The 18,232-nt window shown below is 41.7% G+C and carries 16 protein-coding genes; 10 read left to right on the top strand and 6 right to left on the bottom strand.

Annotated elements, in window-relative coordinates:
- Positions 1-89: 89 nt before the first annotated feature.
- Positions 90-605 carry a UpxY family transcription antiterminator gene (locus L990_RS05945; protein WP_052180780.1) on the bottom strand — a complete coding sequence of 172 codons (516 nt, stop codon included), beginning with the start codon at positions 603-605 and terminating at the stop codon, positions 90-92.
- A gap of 199 nt (positions 606-804) precedes the next feature.
- Between L990_RS05945 and L990_RS05950 the strand changes: the two genes are divergently transcribed.
- From L990_RS05950 to L990_RS05960, 3 genes are read left to right on the top strand one after another with little or no spacing between them, the layout of a single operon-like run.
- On the top strand, positions 805-2,259 hold the full coding sequence (locus L990_RS05950; RefSeq protein WP_047446472.1) for a lipopolysaccharide biosynthesis protein: 1,455 nt from the start codon (positions 805-807) through the stop codon (positions 2,257-2,259).
- The gene (locus L990_RS05955) at positions 2,246-3,364 is read left to right on the top strand and encodes a DegT/DnrJ/EryC1/StrS family aminotransferase (protein WP_047446474.1); all 1,119 of its coding nucleotides are present in this window, start codon (positions 2,246-2,248) and stop codon (positions 3,362-3,364) included. The genes L990_RS05950 and L990_RS05955 overlap by 14 nt, the downstream gene beginning before the upstream one ends.
- Positions 3,365-3,410: 46 nt before the next feature.
- Complete coding sequence (locus tag L990_RS05960; protein ID WP_052180781.1) at positions 3,411-4,352, top strand: glycosyltransferase; 942 nt, start codon at positions 3,411-3,413, stop codon at positions 4,350-4,352.
- A 36-nt stretch (positions 4,353-4,388) separates the two neighbouring features.
- Here L990_RS05960 and L990_RS05965 read toward each other — a convergent pair whose 3' ends face one another.
- The 3 genes from L990_RS05965 to L990_RS05975 form a co-directional block, all read right to left on the bottom strand.
- A complete protein-coding gene (locus tag L990_RS05965; RefSeq protein WP_047446476.1) occupies positions 4,389-6,737 on the bottom strand; it encodes a GumC family protein in 2,349 nt (782 codons plus the stop codon).
- A gap of 3 nt (positions 6,738-6,740) precedes the next feature.
- Positions 6,741-7,511 (bottom strand): polysaccharide biosynthesis/export family protein, encoded by a 771-nt coding sequence (locus tag L990_RS05970; RefSeq protein WP_047446478.1) that lies wholly within the window; start codon positions 7,509-7,511, stop codon positions 6,741-6,743.
- 108 nt (positions 7,512-7,619) lie between these two features.
- Positions 7,620-8,582, bottom strand: coding sequence for an ROK family protein (locus L990_RS05975; RefSeq protein ID WP_047446480.1), 963 nt, complete (start codon positions 8,580-8,582; stop codon positions 7,620-7,622).
- Positions 8,583-8,936: 354 nt separating this feature from the next.
- On the opposite strand from L990_RS05975, the gene L990_RS05980 reads away from it, so the two are divergent.
- The 5 genes from L990_RS05980 (at position 8,937) to L990_RS06000 (ending at position 14,799) form a co-directional block, all read left to right on the top strand.
- Positions 8,937-9,854 (top strand): ATP-binding cassette domain-containing protein, encoded by a 918-nt coding sequence (locus L990_RS05980; RefSeq protein WP_047446482.1) that lies wholly within the window; start codon positions 8,937-8,939, stop codon positions 9,852-9,854.
- A gap of 18 nt (positions 9,855-9,872) precedes the next feature.
- Complete coding sequence (locus L990_RS05985) at positions 9,873-10,760, top strand: hypothetical protein (protein WP_052180782.1); 888 nt, start codon at positions 9,873-9,875, stop codon at positions 10,758-10,760.
- A 203-nt stretch (positions 10,761-10,963) separates the two neighbouring features.
- Positions 10,964-12,619, top strand: a complete 1,656-nt coding sequence (locus L990_RS05990; protein WP_047446485.1) for an AMP-binding protein — start codon at positions 10,964-10,966, stop codon at positions 12,617-12,619.
- Positions 12,620-12,690: 71 nt separating this feature from the next.
- Positions 12,691-13,578 carry a LysR family transcriptional regulator gene (locus L990_RS05995; protein WP_047446487.1) on the top strand — a complete coding sequence of 296 codons (888 nt, stop codon included), beginning with the start codon at positions 12,691-12,693 and terminating at the stop codon, positions 13,576-13,578.
- A gap of 186 nt (positions 13,579-13,764) precedes the next feature.
- Entirely contained in the window at positions 13,765-14,799 is a 1,035-nt protein-coding gene (locus L990_RS06000; RefSeq protein WP_047446489.1) for a YeiH family protein, read from the top strand.
- Between the two features lie 87 nt (positions 14,800-14,886).
- Here the strand turns inward: L990_RS06000 and L990_RS06005 are convergent, their stop codons facing one another.
- The gene (locus tag L990_RS06005) at positions 14,887-15,546 is read right to left on the bottom strand and encodes a DUF2461 domain-containing protein (protein ID WP_047446491.1); all 660 of its coding nucleotides are present in this window, start codon (positions 15,544-15,546) and stop codon (positions 14,887-14,889) included.
- A gap of 12 nt (positions 15,547-15,558) precedes the next feature.
- Entirely contained in the window at positions 15,559-16,689 is a 1,131-nt protein-coding gene (gene hemW, locus L990_RS06010; protein WP_047446493.1) for a radical SAM family heme chaperone HemW, read from the bottom strand.
- 53 nt (positions 16,690-16,742) lie between these two features.
- Here hemW and L990_RS06015 point away from each other — a divergent pair, with 53 nt between their 5' ends.
- Positions 16,743-17,141: a VanZ family protein gene (locus tag L990_RS06015; protein ID WP_047446495.1), complete on the top strand. Its 399-nt coding sequence runs from the start codon at positions 16,743-16,745 to the stop codon at positions 17,139-17,141.
- 454 nt (positions 17,142-17,595) lie between these two features.
- Complete coding sequence (locus tag L990_RS06020; RefSeq protein WP_047446497.1) at positions 17,596-18,069, top strand: hypothetical protein; 474 nt, start codon at positions 17,596-17,598, stop codon at positions 18,067-18,069.
- The last annotated feature ends 163 nt before the right edge of the window (positions 18,070-18,232 follow it).

Genomic DNA, 18,232 nt, shown 5'->3' on the forward strand with positions numbered 1-18,232 from the left:
TATTATTTTTTGCTTTAAATTTGCTGTAAAATGCTGTAAGTAGTATTGAGGGGGCCTTTTTTCTAAATTTATTTGTATGGCTATAGTATTTAGTCCACAACTTTGGCTTGTGTTTTGAAAACTTCTGCTTTTACTACCCACCCAAACTGCTCTATTTTAAGCTGAAGCTTGTCTTTACCGAGTTTGGTAACCACTCCTCTTCTACCCTTTAGCACACCGTCCTTTATTTCAACGGTTTGGTTTTCTTCAAAGGAGAATTGATAGCCTTCAGTTTTAGAAAGGAACTTCTTTATATTATCTATTTCCTTATCAGACACCTCTGCAAACTTCCCTTCTATATAAAGATATCTGATAAGTCCTGGTGTATTACGTAGTGATTCGTAGATTTCGTGGGAGTTGGCTTTTACAAATATGTACGAAGTAAAAAGAGGTATTTCTACGATTTTTATTCGATCGCTCCACCTACGAGAAGCCTTGGCAAGGGGTAAAAACACTGTATAACCTTGCTTTAGCAGCTTCTCATAAACCTGTTTTTCTGCTCTTGGGGTGGTGTAGCCAACAAGCCAGCGCTTTGTTAGATCTTTTTGGTCGCTATTTGGTGTCAATACTCTGTTTTTAGTGATGGGACAAAATTAGTTGATTGTTTGCTATTTCTTCTGGAGAAGAATATATTTTGTTGTTAAATGGTGTAGTCCGATTTAAAGGTATTTATATGTTTTTATTGTGACTTTACTACTCTGTAGGATATCATGATGTGCTACTTAATTCATTTTGCTACTTTTGCTTGTTAAATACACTACAAAAATGGCTTTAAAGAAGAAGACGCTGCATGGGTTTGGGTGGAGTTTTGCGGATAATATAGGTAACCAAGGTATTACATTTCTGGTTACGCTCGTTTTAGCAAGGTTGCTTACGCCTGCAGATTTTGGTCTTGTGGCCATGATTGCTGTTTTTACGGCTATTTCTAACACGTTTATAGATAGCGGGTTTACCACTGCGTTAATACGCAAGATGGATTGTACGCAGAAGGATTATAGTACCGTCTTTTATTTTAATTTGGCGGTTGGCTTTATTCTGTTCATAGCGCTCTACTTTGCCGCACCAGCGTTAAGTATTTTTTACAAGCAACCAGAGCTAACAGATATAACTCGAGTTTTGGCTTTTGGCATAATTCTTAGCTCCTTATCCGTAATTCAGCGAACTATACTTACTAAAAGAATAGATTTTAAGCTACAAACGAAAGTTTCCTTGATCTCTTCGGTGCTAAGTGGAGGCGTTGGTGTCGGCATGGCGTTTGGCGGTTTTGGGGTTTGGAGTCTGGTTGGACAGCAGCTTGGGCGACAGCTTTTTCAAAGCTTGCTACTTTGGGTTATGAATCGTTGGCGTCCTTCTTTGGTGTTCAGCGTGGACTCGTTCCGAGAGCTTTTTGGCTTTGGATCAAAAATTCTTGCCTCTTCGCTGCTTGATACTATCTATAAAAATATCAATACGTTGATTATTGGTAAATTCTTTTCGTCGGCCACGTTGGGATACTATGCAAATGCCGATAAGTTTCAGGCTGTTTTTTCTGCAAATCTGACGCAAACAATACAGCGCGTAAGCTATCCAGTCTTATCCTCCATTCAGGACGAATCAGCAAAGTTGAAGCAGGCTTACAGAAAGCTGATTATTAATACGATGATGGGTACATTTGCTTTGATGCTAGGTTTGGCAGCATGCGCAAAATCTGTCATTTTAATATCCATAGGGTATCAATGGGAGCCTGTAGTTCCCTACCTACAGCTTCTTTGCCTATCGGGCATGCTATACCCTCTGCACGCCATCAACCTAAATATTATAAATGTGAAAGGTCGTTCTGATCTCTTTTTGAAGTTAGAAGTTCTTAAGAAGATAATCGCAGTGCCAGTTCTTGTTGTTGGTGTGTTTTGGGGGGTTTATGCGCTTTTAGTAGGCATGGTGGTAACATCTGTAGTATCTTACTTCTTAAATAGCTACTATTCGGCACGCTTGATAGACTATCCTACGCGCGAGCAGCTAGCTGATATTGCTCCGTTGTTGGGTATTTCGACGCTTGTTGGTTTGGTGATGTGGAGCGTTACCTTTCTAAATTGGAATCTTTTTGCAACCTTAGCGGTTCAATTGCTAGTTGGGTTAACTCTCTCATATGTAATATACGACAGACTTAAAGTTACAGAGTTTTTAGAGTTAAAAGCTGTGATTGTTGGTTCTATAAAAAGAATAAGAAATGAACGACGCTAAAAAGAATATAACGGTAACCTCTCCCCTACTTCCTCCTTTAGAGGAGTTTATGCCTTACCTTCAGGATATATGGGAGCGTCATTGGTTGACAAATAATGGGCATTACCACCAGGAGTTAGAACGAGAGCTCTGTGAATATTTGGGGGTTAAGTATATTTCTGTTTTTTCTAATGGAACATTGGCTCTGATTACCGCTTTGCAGGCGCTACGAATTACAGGCGAAGTAATCACAACACCATACAGCTTTGTGGCAACTACACATTCGCTTTGGTGGAATGGTATAAAGCCTGTTTTTGTGGATGTTGAGCCAAAAACATTTAATATCGATCCTGAAAAAATAGAGGCAGCCATAACGCCAAAAACAACGGCCATTATGCCGGTGCACGTGTATGGAAATCCCTGTAATATAGATAAAATTCAGCAGATTGCAGATACCTATGGTTTGAAGGTTATTTACGATGCTGCTCATGCTTTTGGTGTAAAGGAAGGCGGTAAATCGGTTTTAAATTTTGGTGATTTATCGATTTTGAGCTTCCATGCTACTAAGGTTTTTTCTACTATTGAAGGAGGCGCTATCGTATGTCATGACGAAAAGATGAAGCAGCGCATAGACTACCTAAAAAACTTTGGTTTTGCTGATGAGGTAACTGTGGTTGCTCCAGGTATAAATGCAAAGCTAAACGAGGTTCAATCTGCCTTTGGTTTAATGTCTTTAAAGCATGTTGATGCAGCTATCGCAAAGCGTAAAATAATATCAGAGGAATATAGGGCCGGTTTAGCAGGTATCGCTGGCTTATCTTTTATTTCGGAAGTAGATAATGTTCAGCACAACTACTCCTACTTCCCTATTTTTATTGATGCCGAAAAATTTGGAATGGAGCGTGATGAACTTTACTCCGCTCTACAGAAGGATGGAATTTATGGGCGTCGATATTTTTACCCGTTGATTAGTAGTTTTTCCACTTACCGAGGACTTCCTTCTGCTTCTGTTGACAACCTTCCTGTTGCTAACCGTGCAGCAAATCAGGTTATCTGCTTACCGTTGCATCAAAATATTACGGATGAAGAGGTTGACCGAATTATTAAGGCAATTATCAAGAGGTAGCGGCTTATTATATAAAGTTGTCGTCTTTCAAACTTAAAAAATCTGAATGAAGGTTTCCGTTAAAATGCTGACCTACAACCATGAACTTTATGTTGCTCAGGCAATAGAAGGTGTTTTGGCGCAGGTTACTGATTTTCCTGTTGAGCTTATAGTTGGGGATGATGCTTCAAGGGACGCAACTGCAGATATTATACGCGATTATGCATCTCGTTACCCGCAAATAAAGGCGACTTTGAGAACTGCCAATGTGGGGATGGTTGAAAATTTTTTTAGCCTAGACTCTGAGGTTGATGGTGATTTTATTGCTTTTTGCGAAGGCGATGACTACTGGGATGATCCCTATAAGCTCCAAAAGCAGGTGGATTTTTTGTGTAAAAATCGGGATTACGCAATTGTTTATACCAATGTAAGGCAGTATGTTCAGAATGTGGGGTTTAAAAAGGAAATCCCTGCGGCTAGCTATTCTGGTTTTGTTTTGAGGGAGCTACTTAAAGGAGCGTTTATGTCAACGGTTACCGTAATGGTTCGTTCCTCTGCCTATAATGAGGTAAAAGAATCGGTATATCAGGTTATCAGCGAGCGCAGCTTAAGAATGATAGACTATCCTCTTTGGATTGAAATAGCAAGCAAGTATAAGGTGCATCATCTTAATGATTTTACTGCTGTTTATCGAATTTTAGGAGAATCAGCTTCTCATTCAATTGATCCTGAGCGACAGATCAAGTTTATAGAGTCGGTACTCGATGTTATTTCCCACTACTCCAATCAGTTTTCGTTAGCTTATATGGCGGAGCCTGGCATTGCCTCTAAGCTTCTGACTATTTACAGAATTGCGTTGATATATAAGTTACCAGATACTTCGAAGTATCGAAAACAGTTTTTAAAAGCCAAAAGCAGCACTTTGAAGATGAAGGTATATAACTTTATGGCTCGTTTTACTTTAACCGAGAATATTTTAAGGTATTTGCTACGAACTTTTACAAAATAAAAAGGCGGTGTTAACCGCCTTTTTATTTTGTATGTATTAGTTTTCGTAGTATTCGTGGTTATTTTCCTTGTTATACTTATAGCGATATTTGCTATAGTAGGCATGGCTCTTTTTGGAATCGAAATCATTAACAACAAGTGCTAGCTTATTATTAAGGGTGGTATGTAGGTCTTTGCAGTAGTCCACAACATCTTTAGGAGATACTCCTATTCGGGTAACAAATAGCACCAAATCAACATTGTTGAAGATAATCCTAGCGTCTGTAACAATGCCAATAGGAGGCGTATCAATGATTATACAGTCATAAGTTTTGCGGGCAATACTAAAGAACTCATCCATTTTTGGCGATCCTATAAGCTCAGATGGGTTTGGGGGAATAGCACCAGATACGGCTAACCATAGGTTGGTAATATCTGTCGGTTTTATGGCATCCTCAAAAGTGCTCTGATTGCTTAGGTAGCTGCTAATTCCTTTATGGTTAGTTGTTTCAAAAACTGTTTGAATCTTAGGCTTTCTAAGGTCGAGACCTATAAGTAGCGTCTTTTTTCCAGAGGAAGCAAAAATAGCAGCCAAGTTAGTGGCACAAAAAGTCTTACCCTCTCCGCTTATTAGAGATGAAACCATTATTACTTTGCTTTTGTTGTCGTTTAGAACAAAGTTAATATTGGTGCGAAGCGTTCTAAAAGACTCAGAGAGTCGCGATTTTGGACGTTCTTTTACGGGTAGGTCTATTTTGAATGTCGAATGGTCTAAAGTAGCAAGTAACGGAACATTTGATAGCTTTTTGGTGAGATCCTTTATGGCTCGTATTTTATTGTCAAAATAATCCCGTAGAATAATGGTTATTAGTGGAATTAGCAGCCCTAAGATAAAACCTAAAACATAGTTCATTTTTGGCTTTGGCTGCTTAAGAACAGCGTTGATAGGCAGTGCTGGATCAACAATTTTACAATCGGAGATATTGGAAGCTTTGGCTATGGATGCCTCCGATTTTTTTTCTAGCAGGTAGGTGTACATCTTGTCGAGCAAGTCGTATACCTTGGTTTTATTGAAGAGTTGCTGCTCATTAGATGGTAAAAGGGCAATTTTTGATTCTATATTGCCAACCTGCTCGTTGATATCATCGTTAGCCAGCTTATTTGTTGCTAAAAGGCTGTTTACCTTTTCAGTAAGCCCATTTTTTACATTTCTAATTTTACCATCGAGCTGAATTAGAGTCGGGTTATTATCTTTTAAGCTAAGCTTTAGGTTTTGGCGTTCATTACTTAATGTCGAAAGCTCATTTAGTAAGTTAGCCAGCTGTATATCGTTTATCCCTAGCGTATAAGGGGCTACCACATCTGTGTAGCTATCTCTTTTGGCTAGGTAGGTCTTTAAGTAGCTGTAGTAGCGTTTGTTGATATCTATGGTTGCCTTATTTGTTTGGAGCTCCTTCATTTTGTCCAGCAGCATGCTAGACTCTTTGTTTACATCTAAGATGCGGTTTTCTACCCTAAAATTTCGAAGGTTAACTTCTGCCTTTTTTAGAGAATCTCGCATTCCAAAAAGTTGATCATCAATAAAATTGATTGTGTTTTTAGCGATTTGATTCTTCTCTTCAAGGCTTTGAGATATGTACGTTTGAATAAGCTTATTTAGGTAGTCAGCCTCTTGTTCGGCAGATTCTCCTGTCGAGGAAAGGCTTATTAGCGATGCGTTTTTATCAACAAGGTTTATAGTCACTCTTGACTGGTAAAGTTTTGCAAGGCTATTTAAATCGTTTTTGGTAAGGATAAAGGTTCGTCCTATAGCCGCCTCTTTGTTGAAGAAGGAGGTCGGAGTTATCGTGAATCCAAAATTGTTTAGCTTGATAAGCTGCCCAAAGCTGTATGCCTTTTCAGATTCATGGTCATCCGTTTTTACTTCAAACCTGTTTTCGCCTATGAATGTGATGAATATATTTTTTCCTGTTGGGTTAACGCAGGTTGTGTCGTAGGTAATATTAAATGGGAAATCTTTATAAATAACGTTGTGCCTAACCATGCGCTTGCCAAGCAGCTTGTAGGTAGTTTTAAACTCTGGAAGATCTTTTACTGTGTTGAATGCTAGTGTATAAGATTTTAGTATTCCAATTTCGTTTTGAATACTTTTCGTGTTATTTACTAAGCTCAGTTCGCTTAGCAGCGCTTCGGCTCCACTGCTGCTTCTATTCTTATCATCTCTTATAAGTATGGTAGCGTCTACCTGATAAACATTATGGGTCGATTTTGTTAGAATATATGCCAAAGCCATGCATACAACTAGAGAAATCGCAAACCAGTACCAGTAGCGGAGTGTTAGATTTACATATTTCTTAATATCAAGCGTTTCTTCTGCTAGCAGTTGTTCTATTTCCTTTGCGTCCATAATTTATTTTGCCATGAAGTTTAGAAGTAGAACTAACGTAGAGATTGAGCTAAGGAATATCGAGTAGGTTGGGATATTCATTTGGGTTGTTTTTCCTTTTCGAGGATCGACAATTACTACATCGCCAGGGGTTAGGTAGTATCCTTGGTTGGAAAGTATCATTTTTGAGGTTAAGTCTACGGGAATGGTTATGCTTTCACCATTAATATTACGTACAATGGTTACAGCCTTGCGATCTGCAAAATCAGATAAGTCGCCAGCTTGCGCAATGGCTTCGAGGATAGTTAGCTTATCGTGGTAGTTGGTTATAACGGCAGGACGCTTCACCTCTCCTATTACTGTAACCCTAAAACTCATAAGCTTAACAACAACAACGGCATCGTTTACGAATTCCGAGGCTTTTCTTTTTATGTCGGCTGATGCCTGCGAAATACTTTTACCGCCAACCTTTACAAGACCAATAAGGGGAACCTCTACGTATCCAGAGTCGTTAACGGAATAGGTGTTGACGTAAATACCGCTTTCCGAGTTCATTATATTTCCTTGGTTGCCTGTGTTTAGGCTGTTTGAAAAGATGGAGTTCACCTCTTTATTCAAAAGGCTAGATATTTGAATGTAAATTTCATCTTTTGGGGTGATTTTATACTCTTGCGGTTCCATTTTGTAGGAAGGAGCAGGTTTTCCCTGCATGTAAAGCAGCTGGTTGTGCTTATTGCACGAAAAGAGCAGCATCGCTAGAATTAAAATGCCAGCCAATAAATATCCCTTATGCATGTTTTAAAAAATTACGGCGATAAAAATAGCTATTTATAGTATTGGTAGATAGAAAAAAAGAGTAGATGTAGGTACATCCACTCTTTTTTATGTTAATAAATGAGCTATCTAGTTTAATTCGGCCCAAGCAAGCGCGGCTGCTCCAAGTACAGCTGCATTCTTATCGTTGAGTTCAGATAGAAGTACCTTTATTTTATCCTTATAGATAAAGCAGAGGTTCTCTTCCATGTAACGCTTGGTTGGTTCAAGAATGTAATCTCCTGATTTGGCAAGTCCTCCAAAAAGGAAGAAAGCTTCGGGTGTCGAAAATGCTGCAAAATCAGCAAGAGCCATACCTAGGCGTTTTCCTGTTTCTTCGAAAGCCATGAGCGCAATTTGATCGTCCTTTTGAGCTGCTTTGTAGATCTTCTCAGAGGTTACTTCCTCAAAGCTAAGTCCACGAAGCTCGCTAGGTACATTTTCATTGGCTAGAAGATCAAAAACGGTGCGCTTGATACCTGTAGCAGAAACGTAAGTCTCTAGGCATCCACGACGTCCACACCCGCACATGCGGCCGTTACGTTCAAATATTATGTGGCCAAGTTCACCTGCATTGCCATCCAGCCCGTAAACAACCTGGTGGTTAACAACTACGCCGCTTCCTAAACCAGTTCCTAAAGTAATAACAATAAAATCTTTCATCCCTTTAGCGCCGCCGTACACCATCTCTCCTACTGCTGCTGCGTTGGCATCGTTGGTTAGCACCACCAGCTTGTCCTCGCCAAATAGCGATTTGAAGGTGGTAACAACGTTTTGCTTCCCGTTCCAGTTTAGGTTAACGGCATCTTCAATGCATCCGCTATAGTAGTTGCCATTGGGTGCTCCCATCCCAATGCCGTAAATGGCAAACTCATTGCCAAGCTCCTTCATTTTATCGTCTATAGACTTATGAAGAGCTTCTGACCAGTCCTCAAAGTTTTGGTAAGCTTGGGTTGGAATGGATCCTTCTCCATAGATGTTACCATCTTTATCTACAATACCGTATACAGTATTTGTTCCGCCAACATCTATACCAACAACAACATTTTTCATATAATACTTAAGGGTGAATTGGTTATTACAAAAGCGGGGCTAATATACAAAAACTATATACTTGTTTAAGTCGTCGCTATTTTTCGTCAGCTTTTTTTATGACACCATGATTATAAAAGGCTGTTTGTAAAATGATTATGTAAAAGTTTGATGCTTTATAACATCTCCAATTAGGTTGAAAATCATGTTACAAGGGATATTTACGGTGCCTATGCAACATTTTGCAGTAGAGAATAATGGGACCTACTCGACTGTCCCGATTGTACAAACAAGCAGTTACATATTAAAAAGATGCGCTACCATAAAAGAAGGCTCTAAATATTTCGCTACTTTTGAAATCCAAAATAGAAAGCAATGTCGATTGTAGTTGAAGGAATTACCAAGCATTATGATACGCAAGTTGCGCTGAATGGCATTTCGTTTACCATACCTTCCAAGCAGGTTGTTGGTTTTTTGGGACCCAACGGTGCTGGAAAATCAACCATGATGAAGATACTAACAGGCTATATTCCTGCAACCTCGGGCATTGCCTTGGTTGATGGATTTGATGTAGCTTTAAATCCGATTGAGGCGAAGCAAGTAATCGGGTATCTTCCGGAGAATAACCCTTTATACTACGATTTTTATGTAAAGGAGTATTTGGAGTTTGTGGGTAACATATACAAGGTACCAAATTTAAAGACCAGAGTTGCTGAGGTTGTTGATATGACGGGGATTGGCGACGAACAGCGAAAGAAAATAGGGTCACTATCAAAAGGGTATAAGCAGCGTGTTGGCTTGGCACAGGCGCTTATTCACGATCCTTCGGTTTTAATACTGGATGAGCCTACTTCTGGGTTAGATCCCAACCAAATTGTGGAAATTCGTTCACTTATTGAGCAAATAGGAAGAGAAAAGACGGTGATGCTTTCCACCCATATAATGCAGGAGGTGGAGGCTATATGCCAAAATATCATTATAATAGATAAAGGTAATATTGTAGCCAACGGGCCGACTAAGGAAATTGCAGGATTGGCACAAGATTCGAAGGAGGTTGTGGTGGAGTTTACCGCGAGCCTCTCTGTGGAGCAAGTAGCATTAATGTCTGCTTTTGGAAAAGTTGCCAACCCACAAGAAAATGTTTATATTGTCAACTATTCTGATAATGTAGATATTAGAACGAAGCTATTTAACTTCGCAGTCGAAAATGGGCTGGTTATAGTGCAGCTACAGCAGCGCGAGGCGCATTTAGAAAATGTATTCCGCACTCTTACCGGCAATAAACAGGAGTAGAAAGTAAAGTAACATAATATGGAAGATCAAAGTCAAGTAAAGAAAACCAGTAAGGTTTTAATAGGAGTAATTGCAGCCCTATCGGTTGTGGTTCTAGTATTGGGTGGCATGTACCTTAAGCAGGTTAATAGCTCAAAATCAATTCAGGAGCAGCTAACACAGGAGAAGGATTCCATTCAGGCTAACCTTCAAAATATGGCTTCGGAGTATAAGCAGCTAAAAACTGATAATGACACCATCAACACCCAGCTTCAAGGTCAGAGAGCTAAGGTTGAAGAGCTTTTAACAGAGATCAGACGAGTTAAGAGCGTAAACTACCAGCAAATCAAGCAGTATCAAAGCGAGTTGGGAACGTTGCGCGCTATCATGCGTAGCTATATTACGCAGATCGACTCTTTAAATACCTTGAATCAAGCTCTTATTGCGGAGAATATAGAGGTGAAAAAGAGCTACTCTTCTGAGAAGGTAAAGAATCAGGAGCTTTCTCAAAAGAACGAATCGCTTAACACGCAAGTTGCCAAAGGATCGCAAATCAAGGCACGAGGTGTAAGCGCGCTTCCAATTAATGCAAGAGGTAAGGAGATGAGCCGTGCCAGCCGTGTAGAGAAGGTGAAGGTTTGCTTTACTTTGGTTGAAAACAGCATTGCTAAGCCTGGAATAAAGGTGGTTTACTTGAGAGTTAACAGTCCCGACGGATTTCTCTTGGCCAAAAGCGAAGCCGATGTATTTACTGCAGGCGGCGAGAACTTAGTTTATTCGGCAAAGCGCGAGGTCGACTACCAGAATCAAGATGTTGATATGTGTATTTTCTACGATACGCGAGGAGAGTTGAAGCCCGGAACCTACTCTGCTTCTATTTTCTTAGATGGCCAAAAGGTGGGTACAACGCAGTTTATTCTGAAGTAAAACTTTGCAAAATATTATAAAAAAGGCTGTTATTTAACAGCCTTTTTTAGTTTGCCCTGAACCTATGAGAAAATATGTTGTCTAACATGTATTTTAGTACAACGTAAGAAAATTATTTCTATCTTTGGCCGTTTGCAATCTATTTAAAGGATTGAAAAATTGGCTGTTATAGAGATAACAATCGTTTAACTAAAGATTTTTTGATGGAGACATCATACATTAAGCAGTTTGAACGTGCGATTAAAGAAAATTGGGAACGGACGGCACTAACTGATTACAAAGGAGAGTCATATCGATTTAAAGATGTGGCCCGTCGAGTAGAAAAAATACACCTTATATTCGAAAGATGCGGGGTGGAAAAGGGGGATAAGATTGCTCTTATTGGGCGAAACTCCTCGAACTGGGCGGTAACCTTTATTGCTACGGTAACTTATGGAGCGGTTATTGTTCCAATTCTTCACGAGTTTAAGATTGATAACATTCATCATATTATCAACCATTCTGAAGCAAAGGTTGTTTTTGCTGGTGAGTCGTTTTTAGAGCAGCTAGATGAGAAGCAAATGCCTCAGCTCAACGCGATTATCAACCTAACCAACTTTACGGTTGCTTTTGATGCCTTTAATAAGGAAATATCTCTGCTAACCAACAAGGTTAATGAACTTTACAAGGAGAAATATCCCAATGGGCTTCAAGCGAAAGATCTGAGCTACCAAGCTGAAGAAAATCCCGAAGATATAGGACTTCTAAACTACACATCTGGAACATCTGGGTTCTCTAAGGGTGTAATGCTCCCATACCGAAGCTTGATGGCCAACTACCTTTTTGGTGTTGATGTGCTTAACATCGAGAGAGGCGAAAAGATGGTTTCCCTTTTGCCGTTAGCTCATGCTTATGGGTTGGCGTTCGAGTTTGTTTACGAATTTCTATCGGGGGTCGAAATAGTTTTTCTTACCAAGAACCTATCGCCAAAGCTTATTCTTGAGGCATTTGGAGAGGTTAAACCCCGTATAATTCTGCTTGTTCCCCTTATTTTGGAGAAAATCTACAAGAAGGAGATTCAGCCAAAGCTATCTACGCCAAGTATGAAGTTCCTGCTAGCAATACCAGGCCTTCGTAACATCATCTATAAAAAAATCAACGATAAGTTAACATCGCTATTTGGGGGTAACTTCCTAGAGGTTATCATTGGTGGCGCCGCCATGAATCCAGAGGTGGAGATGTTCTTGAAAAAGATAGGTTTTCGCTATACGGTAGGCTATGGAATGACCGAGTGCGGTCCAATCATAGGATATGCCTCATGGGATGAGAACCAGCTATATTCTTGTGGGAAAATTGTGAAGAGGTTGGAGATGAAGATCGATTCTACCGATCCGTACAATATTCCTGGTGAGATTTTGGTGAAGGGCGAGAACGTGATGCTTGGATACTACAAGAACGAAGAGGCTACCGAAGCTGTTTTTTCAAATGGATGGCTGCATACCGGAGACCTTGCCGTTATTGATAAGCAAGGATTTATTTACATAAAAGGGAGAAGTAAGAATATGATTCTTGGACCTTCTGGGCAGAATATCTACCCCGAGGAGATTGAGAATAAGCTGAACAACCTTCCTTTCATAAATGAGTCGTTGCTTGTTGAAAGCAACTCCCGATTGGTTGCTCTTATCTACCCCGATGTTGAAGGCGCCAAAAGTGCTGGATATAGCGAGGATGAGCTGCATAAGTATATTGAAAAGAAGAGGGTAGAGGTGAATAAGCATTTGCCGCTTTACTGCCAAATTTCTGCCGTTAGGCTTAGGGATGAAGAGTTTGAGAAAACTCCAAAGAAGAGTATAAAAAGGTATCTTTACCAAGAAGCATAGCATCTAAGCCTCCTTTTAGGGGGCTTTTTTTTTGAGGTTTATATTTGTAATTTGTGTCCAAACTAACTTATATGCTCGATTTTAAGCTCAAGGTGTTTCTATCAGCAAGCCGCTCGCTTAGCTTTACCAAAGCTGCTACCGAAAATTTTATATCACAACCGGCAGTGAGTAAGATTATAAAGCAGCTGGAGCTGCAAATAGGGCATCATCTTTTTGAACGAAAAGGAGCAAAGCTGGAGTTGACTCGTGCCGGAGAGATTCTAATGGGGCACCTAGAGCAGGTTAGCCAAACCGAGAAGCAGCTACAGTTTGACCTAGGACTCCTAAGCAATGAGCATAAGGGCGTTTTTACGATTGGAGCCTCTACTACCATTGCTCAGTACGTTATTCCAAAGCTGCTGCTGCAGTTTAGTAACGTTTACCCGAACTTGGAGGTAAAGCTTCTAAGCGGAAATACTAACGAAGTAGAGCATGCGATGCTCGAAAAACGGGTTGATTTGGGTGTTGTAGAGGGGGTAAGCCACCGCAGTGGATTAAGATATATCCCTTTTATGGATGATGATTTGGTGGTTTGTTGCCATAAATCTAATCCTATAGCAAGCAGAGGCGACATTACGTTAGAGCTTCTGCAAAATCAGCCTGTACTGTTGAGAGAGCGAGGATCTGGAACGCTAGAGGTGATAGAGTATGCCTTACGAAGCTCTGGCTTGAGGCTATCTAACCTAAACGTGAAGCTATACCTAGGAAGTACTGAGAGTATTAAAAATGCGCTGGAGGCTGGAACTTGCATTGCAATTATTTCGCGATTAGCCGTTCGTAAAGAGCTGGAAGTTGGCTCGATAAAGCAGCTACATGTCGCAGATATCTCTTTTAGGAGGGAGCTCGCCTTTGTAACTCCTGTTGGAGGAGCAACCGGAATTGCTGATTCATTTATTCAGTTTGTTCGAATTAATAGATAGCTTATAGCTATGTACCATAGCTATAACACCGTAGAGAAAGCATCGTTAAGGCTGTACTTTTGCCTTCATAAGTAAAGAAACCCTATACTTGAATAACCAATCTGTGTGGCTGCCTGAGTTTAGCGGCTATGGACCGAGCATTTATAGCATAGGGTGACTTCAACCGTTAAAAACAACTTTATTCGGATGAAAAAAAAGTTACAACCTCATGTTCTTCATGGGATTTTGCTGGTTGCTCTATTTTCGATGTCGGCCTTTTATATTGCCGAGTTTCCTCTATTTCAAAAGTTATCTTTTAGCCCCCTCATTATAGGGATTGTGATTGGTATGCTTTATGCCAACAGCTTGCGCCAGCATTTACCCAAGGCGTGGGTTGGAGGGATCCTTTTTTGTACCAAGACTTTGCTAAGATGGGCAATAGTTTTTTATGGGTTCAGGCTTACCTTTCAGAACCTGCTGGATGTTGGGTTGGCAGGAGTTGTGACAGCCGTGCTGGTGGTGGGGCTAATAACCACTATTGGGTACTTTATAGGTAAGTGGATGGGGATAGACAGGGATATTGCCATCCTAACATCGGTAGGATCTGCCGTATGTGGCGCTGCTGCGGTGCTTGGCATGGAGCCAGTGCTTAACAGCAAGCCCTACAAAAGCGCCGTGGCCGTATCAACAGTTGTTCTTTTTGGTACCACTGCGATGTTTCTTTATCCCTACCTATTCCGTATGGGGCTTTTTGACCTCGATCCAACACAAATGGGGATATTTACCGGTGGTACAATCCACGAGGTTGCTCAGGTGGTGGGTGCCGGTAAGGCAATATCGTCGGAGGTGGCAGATACGGCCATTATCGTGAAGATGATTAGGGTAATGATGCTGGCTCCTTTGCTGCTGCTGTTTAGCTTTATGCTAGCCAAGCGGAGGGAGGTATCGGAGGATGGTACGGTTGCGAAATCGAAAATAACGATTCCTTGGTTTGCTTTTGGATTTATTGCCGTAATTGGTTTTAACTCGCTAAACCTGCTTCCGGCTAATGTAGTGGGAACCATAAATAGCCTAGATACGTTTGTTTTAACCATGGCGATGACTGCTTTGGGGATGGAAACGAGCATTGCCAAGATGAAGGGTGCTGGAGTAAAGCCACTTGTCTTAGCGCTGATACTATTCATTGTGCTAACCGTTGGTGGCTACTTTTACAGCAAGTATTTTCTGCCATTTTTGCTGTAGTCGGTGCTACATTTCGAAATAAGACTTAGCTGTAAGATGCAAAAAGGAAGCTTAGAGAAGCTTCCTTTTTTTATGCTGCTGCTTTGGTTACGGCATATCCTCTATAGCCCGATTCAGAAAATCGTTGAAGGGTTTTAGCTCGCGGAAGGCTTCTGCCGCATACGAGATAAATTTGGGGCTAGATACCTCTTCGTTCGAGAGCGGATGCATTACATACAAATCCTTGTGTTTTAGGATATCTGCCGCTGGATTTTCTTTGCTATAGCCTTTAGGAATCGTCTTTAGCTTATCTCCATGTAGTATGGGGTACAGTTTACAGAAGCTCGGGTTCTTGATTATGTTAATGAAATCTTCATGGTAGATATCTAGATCCTCGCGCACCCTACTTAAGACGGCCGATTCGGGCATGTAAAGTCCTCCCGAGAGGAAAGACGCTCCCGGTTCGAAGTGCACGTAGTATCCCGAGAATCTGCTCTTGCGTCCACCGCGCGAAAGGTAGGCTCCCATGTTTGTTTTGTAGGGATCCTTATTTTTCGAAAACCGAGTATCCTTATAGATTCTAAAGATGCAATCTTTAGGTTCAAGCACGCGAATCGCGTTATCAAATTCGCCAACGGCTGCAATTAGCTGGCCTACGACTCCTTCAAATTCGGATAATGCCGCCTTGTATTGCTCCTTGTTGGCGTTAAACCAATCGCGGTTGTTATTCTCTTTAAGCGTGTTCAGAAAGTCGAATATTTTACTCATAATCCTCTTTTTTTAGTCTTCAACAAAGAAAAGGTCCGACATGATGCCATCCGATACTAGGAAAAAGTGGCTGGGTATTCGGATGTTTGTTCCTGTATCAACCAGCTTCCCGCTTGCCAAATGGGGCTCGATGGATGTATAAAAGTAATCAATAAAATGGTGCTGAAACTGCTGCTGGAGCCTCTTTTTATCGATGCCCCAAGCCGTGCGCAACGAGGTTAGGATAAACTCGTTGTACTGCTCGGCTGCGCTCATGTTCTCTTGCTCCCAGTATATCTCCGAATTTTGGATGGCGTTTAGGTATTTGCCGTTGTTGGCGATATTCCATTGGCGCGAAATCCCGTTAAAGGAGTGGGCCGATGGGCCAACACCAATGTACTTTGTGTAGTTCCAGTACGAGGTGTTGTGCTTGGAGTAAAAGCCGGGTTTGGCAAAGTTTGATACTTCGTAATGCTCAAATCCGCCCTCTATGAGCTTCTTCTCGAGGATGGCGTAGAGCTGTTCGCTTAGCTCATCATCAACGGGGTGGAACAAGCCACGCTTCATCCTATTCCCAAAAACAGTTTTGGGCTCGATGCTGAGATGGTACGACGAGATATGCTGTACGCCAAGCGAGAGGGCTATGGTCAGATTTTGCTCCCATTCGGCTTGTGTTTGCTCTGGTATGCCGTAAATGAGGTCGATGGTGATGTTGTTAAAGCCTGCGGCTTGCGCCATGGGAACTACCTCCATTGCCATCTGCGCGTTGTGGCGGCGGTTCATCAGCAGCAAATCGCGCTCGACGAAAGACTGAATTCCGATGCTTAGCCGGTTTACTCCAATGGCTTTAAGCTGAGAGAGGTAGTCGGCCGACAGGTCGTCGGGGTTTGCCTCCACCGTTACTTCCTCGAGCTGGCAGGGGTAAAACCTTTTTACGGTATTAATAAGCTCCTCCAGCTCGGCTGCAGTGCATATCGTCGGAGTTCCTCCCCCAAAGTATAGGGTGGTTATCGTTTCACCCCCGAGGTATTCTCGTCGTTGCTCAATTTCGAGGGCGAGCGCTTTCAGCATCTTCTCTTTGTTCTCTAGCGACATCGAAAAGTAGAAGTCGCAGTAGTGGCAAAGCTTCTTGCAGAAGGGTATGTGTATGTAAAATCCAGCCAAAGGAATAAAGTGTTACATTTGTGCTACGAATTTACAAAGTAAAGCCGAAAGTTATGGTAAAAGCGAGATATTGGATATCAATAATATGGGCTATTGTTATACTAATTCTTTGTGGCATGCCTCCTAAGGATGTAGAGGCCATTAAATTTGTTGATATACCTTATCTTGATAAGATTGCCCATGTTGGCTTATACCTCATATTTGGACTGCTGGTAATGGCGGTTTTAACGCTGCATAAGAGGCTTAAGGCTTCGAGCTGGATATATGTTATTGCCATTCTTATATGTATTCTGTATGGCTGGCTTATTGAGATTTTGCAGCGTACGATTTTTCCTGGGCGCAGCTACGAGCTGATGGACTTGGTTGCCGATACGGCAGGAGCGGTAATAGGAGTGCTGCTTTACGGATGGGTAAGCCGTAAGCTAAAGCGATGGCTTAAAATAGAGGAATAGATAGAAGAAGCACTTTGGGTGCTTTTTTTTATGCCCGTTAGCGAATTTCTGGAGATATTAGGAGCATCTCTACTACGTAGAACCGTACTCGGTTTTTTTATTCAATCTCGCCGTTCGAGCGGTTGCCAACCTTGGTGGGAATGCCGCTGCGCTTGTTGCCCTCAGAGCCCTTTTGGAGCGGCTTTAGCTCAATCTAAAGGCCATCTTCGGAAAATGCTTCATCATGGGAGCCGATACGCTATTCTTGCCGCTTAGACGCCTGCGATGGGAGAGTCTTCTTATGGCCTCCTTTTGAAAGGCTTTATGAACGAAGCTTTCCCTGTTTTCTTTCTCTTTAGATGCCTGTACGCTTGACGTTACCATTTTGTAGATAGCGCTCCGCTAGCAGCCTACCCATTCCATCGGCTATTTATGGGAGGTGTTTCGCCTAGCAATTAATGGGTTTCTCCTAGCCATGCAGGTGCTGCTATTAACCCTACAGGGTTATCTCTCAGCCATCGACAGTTTGCTCCTAAGCTTGCATGGTTTGCTCGAAACCATCGACAGTTTGCTCCTAAGCTTGCATGGTTTGCTCGAAACCATGGACGGTTTGCTCCTAGGCTTGCATGGTTTGCTCGAAATGATCGACGGTTTGCTCCTAACCGTGCGTGGTTTGCTCGAAACCATCGACGGTTTGCTCCTAACCATGCGTGGTTTGCTCGAAACCATCGACGGTTTGCTCCTAACCATGCGTGGTTTGCTCAAAACCATCGACGGTTTGCTCCTAACCATGCGTGGTTTGCTCGAAACCATGGACGGTTTGCTCCTAACCGTGCGTGGTTTGCTCGAAACCATGGACGGTTTGCTCCTAACCTTGCGAGGTTTGCTCCAACTCATCGACAGTTTGCCCCAAGCCATGCATGGTTGCAGCCTTCGCATGGAAGGCTAAAAGACTATGATTGATAGGTAGTTGATGATAGGTGAAGTTTCTCTCTACAGCTGCGGCTGTTCCAAGAAAGGGATTTTTAGTAAAAGGAGTGGCGCATGTATAGGTAAAGCTATTACGGGTGGGGTGGTGCATTTATTTTGTTGCTTTTTCGGGTAGTAGGCGC

Origin of the sequence: Alistipes sp. ZOR0009 (assembly GCF_000798815.1) — a bacterium.
Taxonomy (GTDB): domain Bacteria; phylum Bacteroidota; class Bacteroidia; order Bacteroidales; family ZOR0009; genus Acetobacteroides.

Coding starts and splice junctions, on each gene's coding strand:
- L990_RS05950 (WP_047446472.1), top strand. CDS start 805: ATGGCTTTAAAGAAGAAGACGCTGCATGGGTTTGGGTGGAGTTTTGCG.
- L990_RS05955 (WP_047446474.1), top strand. CDS start 2,246: ATGAACGACGCTAAAAAGAATATAACGGTAACCTCTCCCCTACTTCCT.
- L990_RS05960 (WP_052180781.1), top strand. CDS start 3,411: ATGAAGGTTTCCGTTAAAATGCTGACCTACAACCATGAACTTTATGTT.
- L990_RS05965 (WP_047446476.1), bottom strand. CDS start 6,737: ATGGACGCAAAGGAAATAGAACAACTGCTAGCAGAAGAAACGCTTGAT.
- L990_RS05970 (WP_047446478.1), bottom strand. CDS start 7,511: ATGCATAAGGGATATTTATTGGCTGGCATTTTAATTCTAGCGATGCTG.
- L990_RS05975 (WP_047446480.1), bottom strand. CDS start 8,582: ATGAAAAATGTTGTTGTTGGTATAGATGTTGGCGGAACAAATACTGTA.
- L990_RS05980 (WP_047446482.1), top strand. CDS start 8,937: ATGTCGATTGTAGTTGAAGGAATTACCAAGCATTATGATACGCAAGTT.
- L990_RS05985 (WP_052180782.1), top strand. CDS start 9,873: ATGGAAGATCAAAGTCAAGTAAAGAAAACCAGTAAGGTTTTAATAGGA.
- L990_RS05990 (WP_047446485.1), top strand. CDS start 10,964: ATGGAGACATCATACATTAAGCAGTTTGAACGTGCGATTAAAGAAAAT.
- L990_RS05995 (WP_047446487.1), top strand. CDS start 12,691: ATGCTCGATTTTAAGCTCAAGGTGTTTCTATCAGCAAGCCGCTCGCTT.
- L990_RS06000 (WP_047446489.1), top strand. CDS start 13,765: ATGAAAAAAAAGTTACAACCTCATGTTCTTCATGGGATTTTGCTGGTT.
- L990_RS06005 (WP_047446491.1), bottom strand. CDS start 15,546: ATGAGTAAAATATTCGACTTTCTGAACACGCTTAAAGAGAATAACAAC.
- L990_RS06015 (WP_047446495.1), top strand. CDS start 16,743: ATGGTAAAAGCGAGATATTGGATATCAATAATATGGGCTATTGTTATA.
- L990_RS06020 (WP_047446497.1), top strand. CDS start 17,596: ATGCAGGTGCTGCTATTAACCCTACAGGGTTATCTCTCAGCCATCGAC.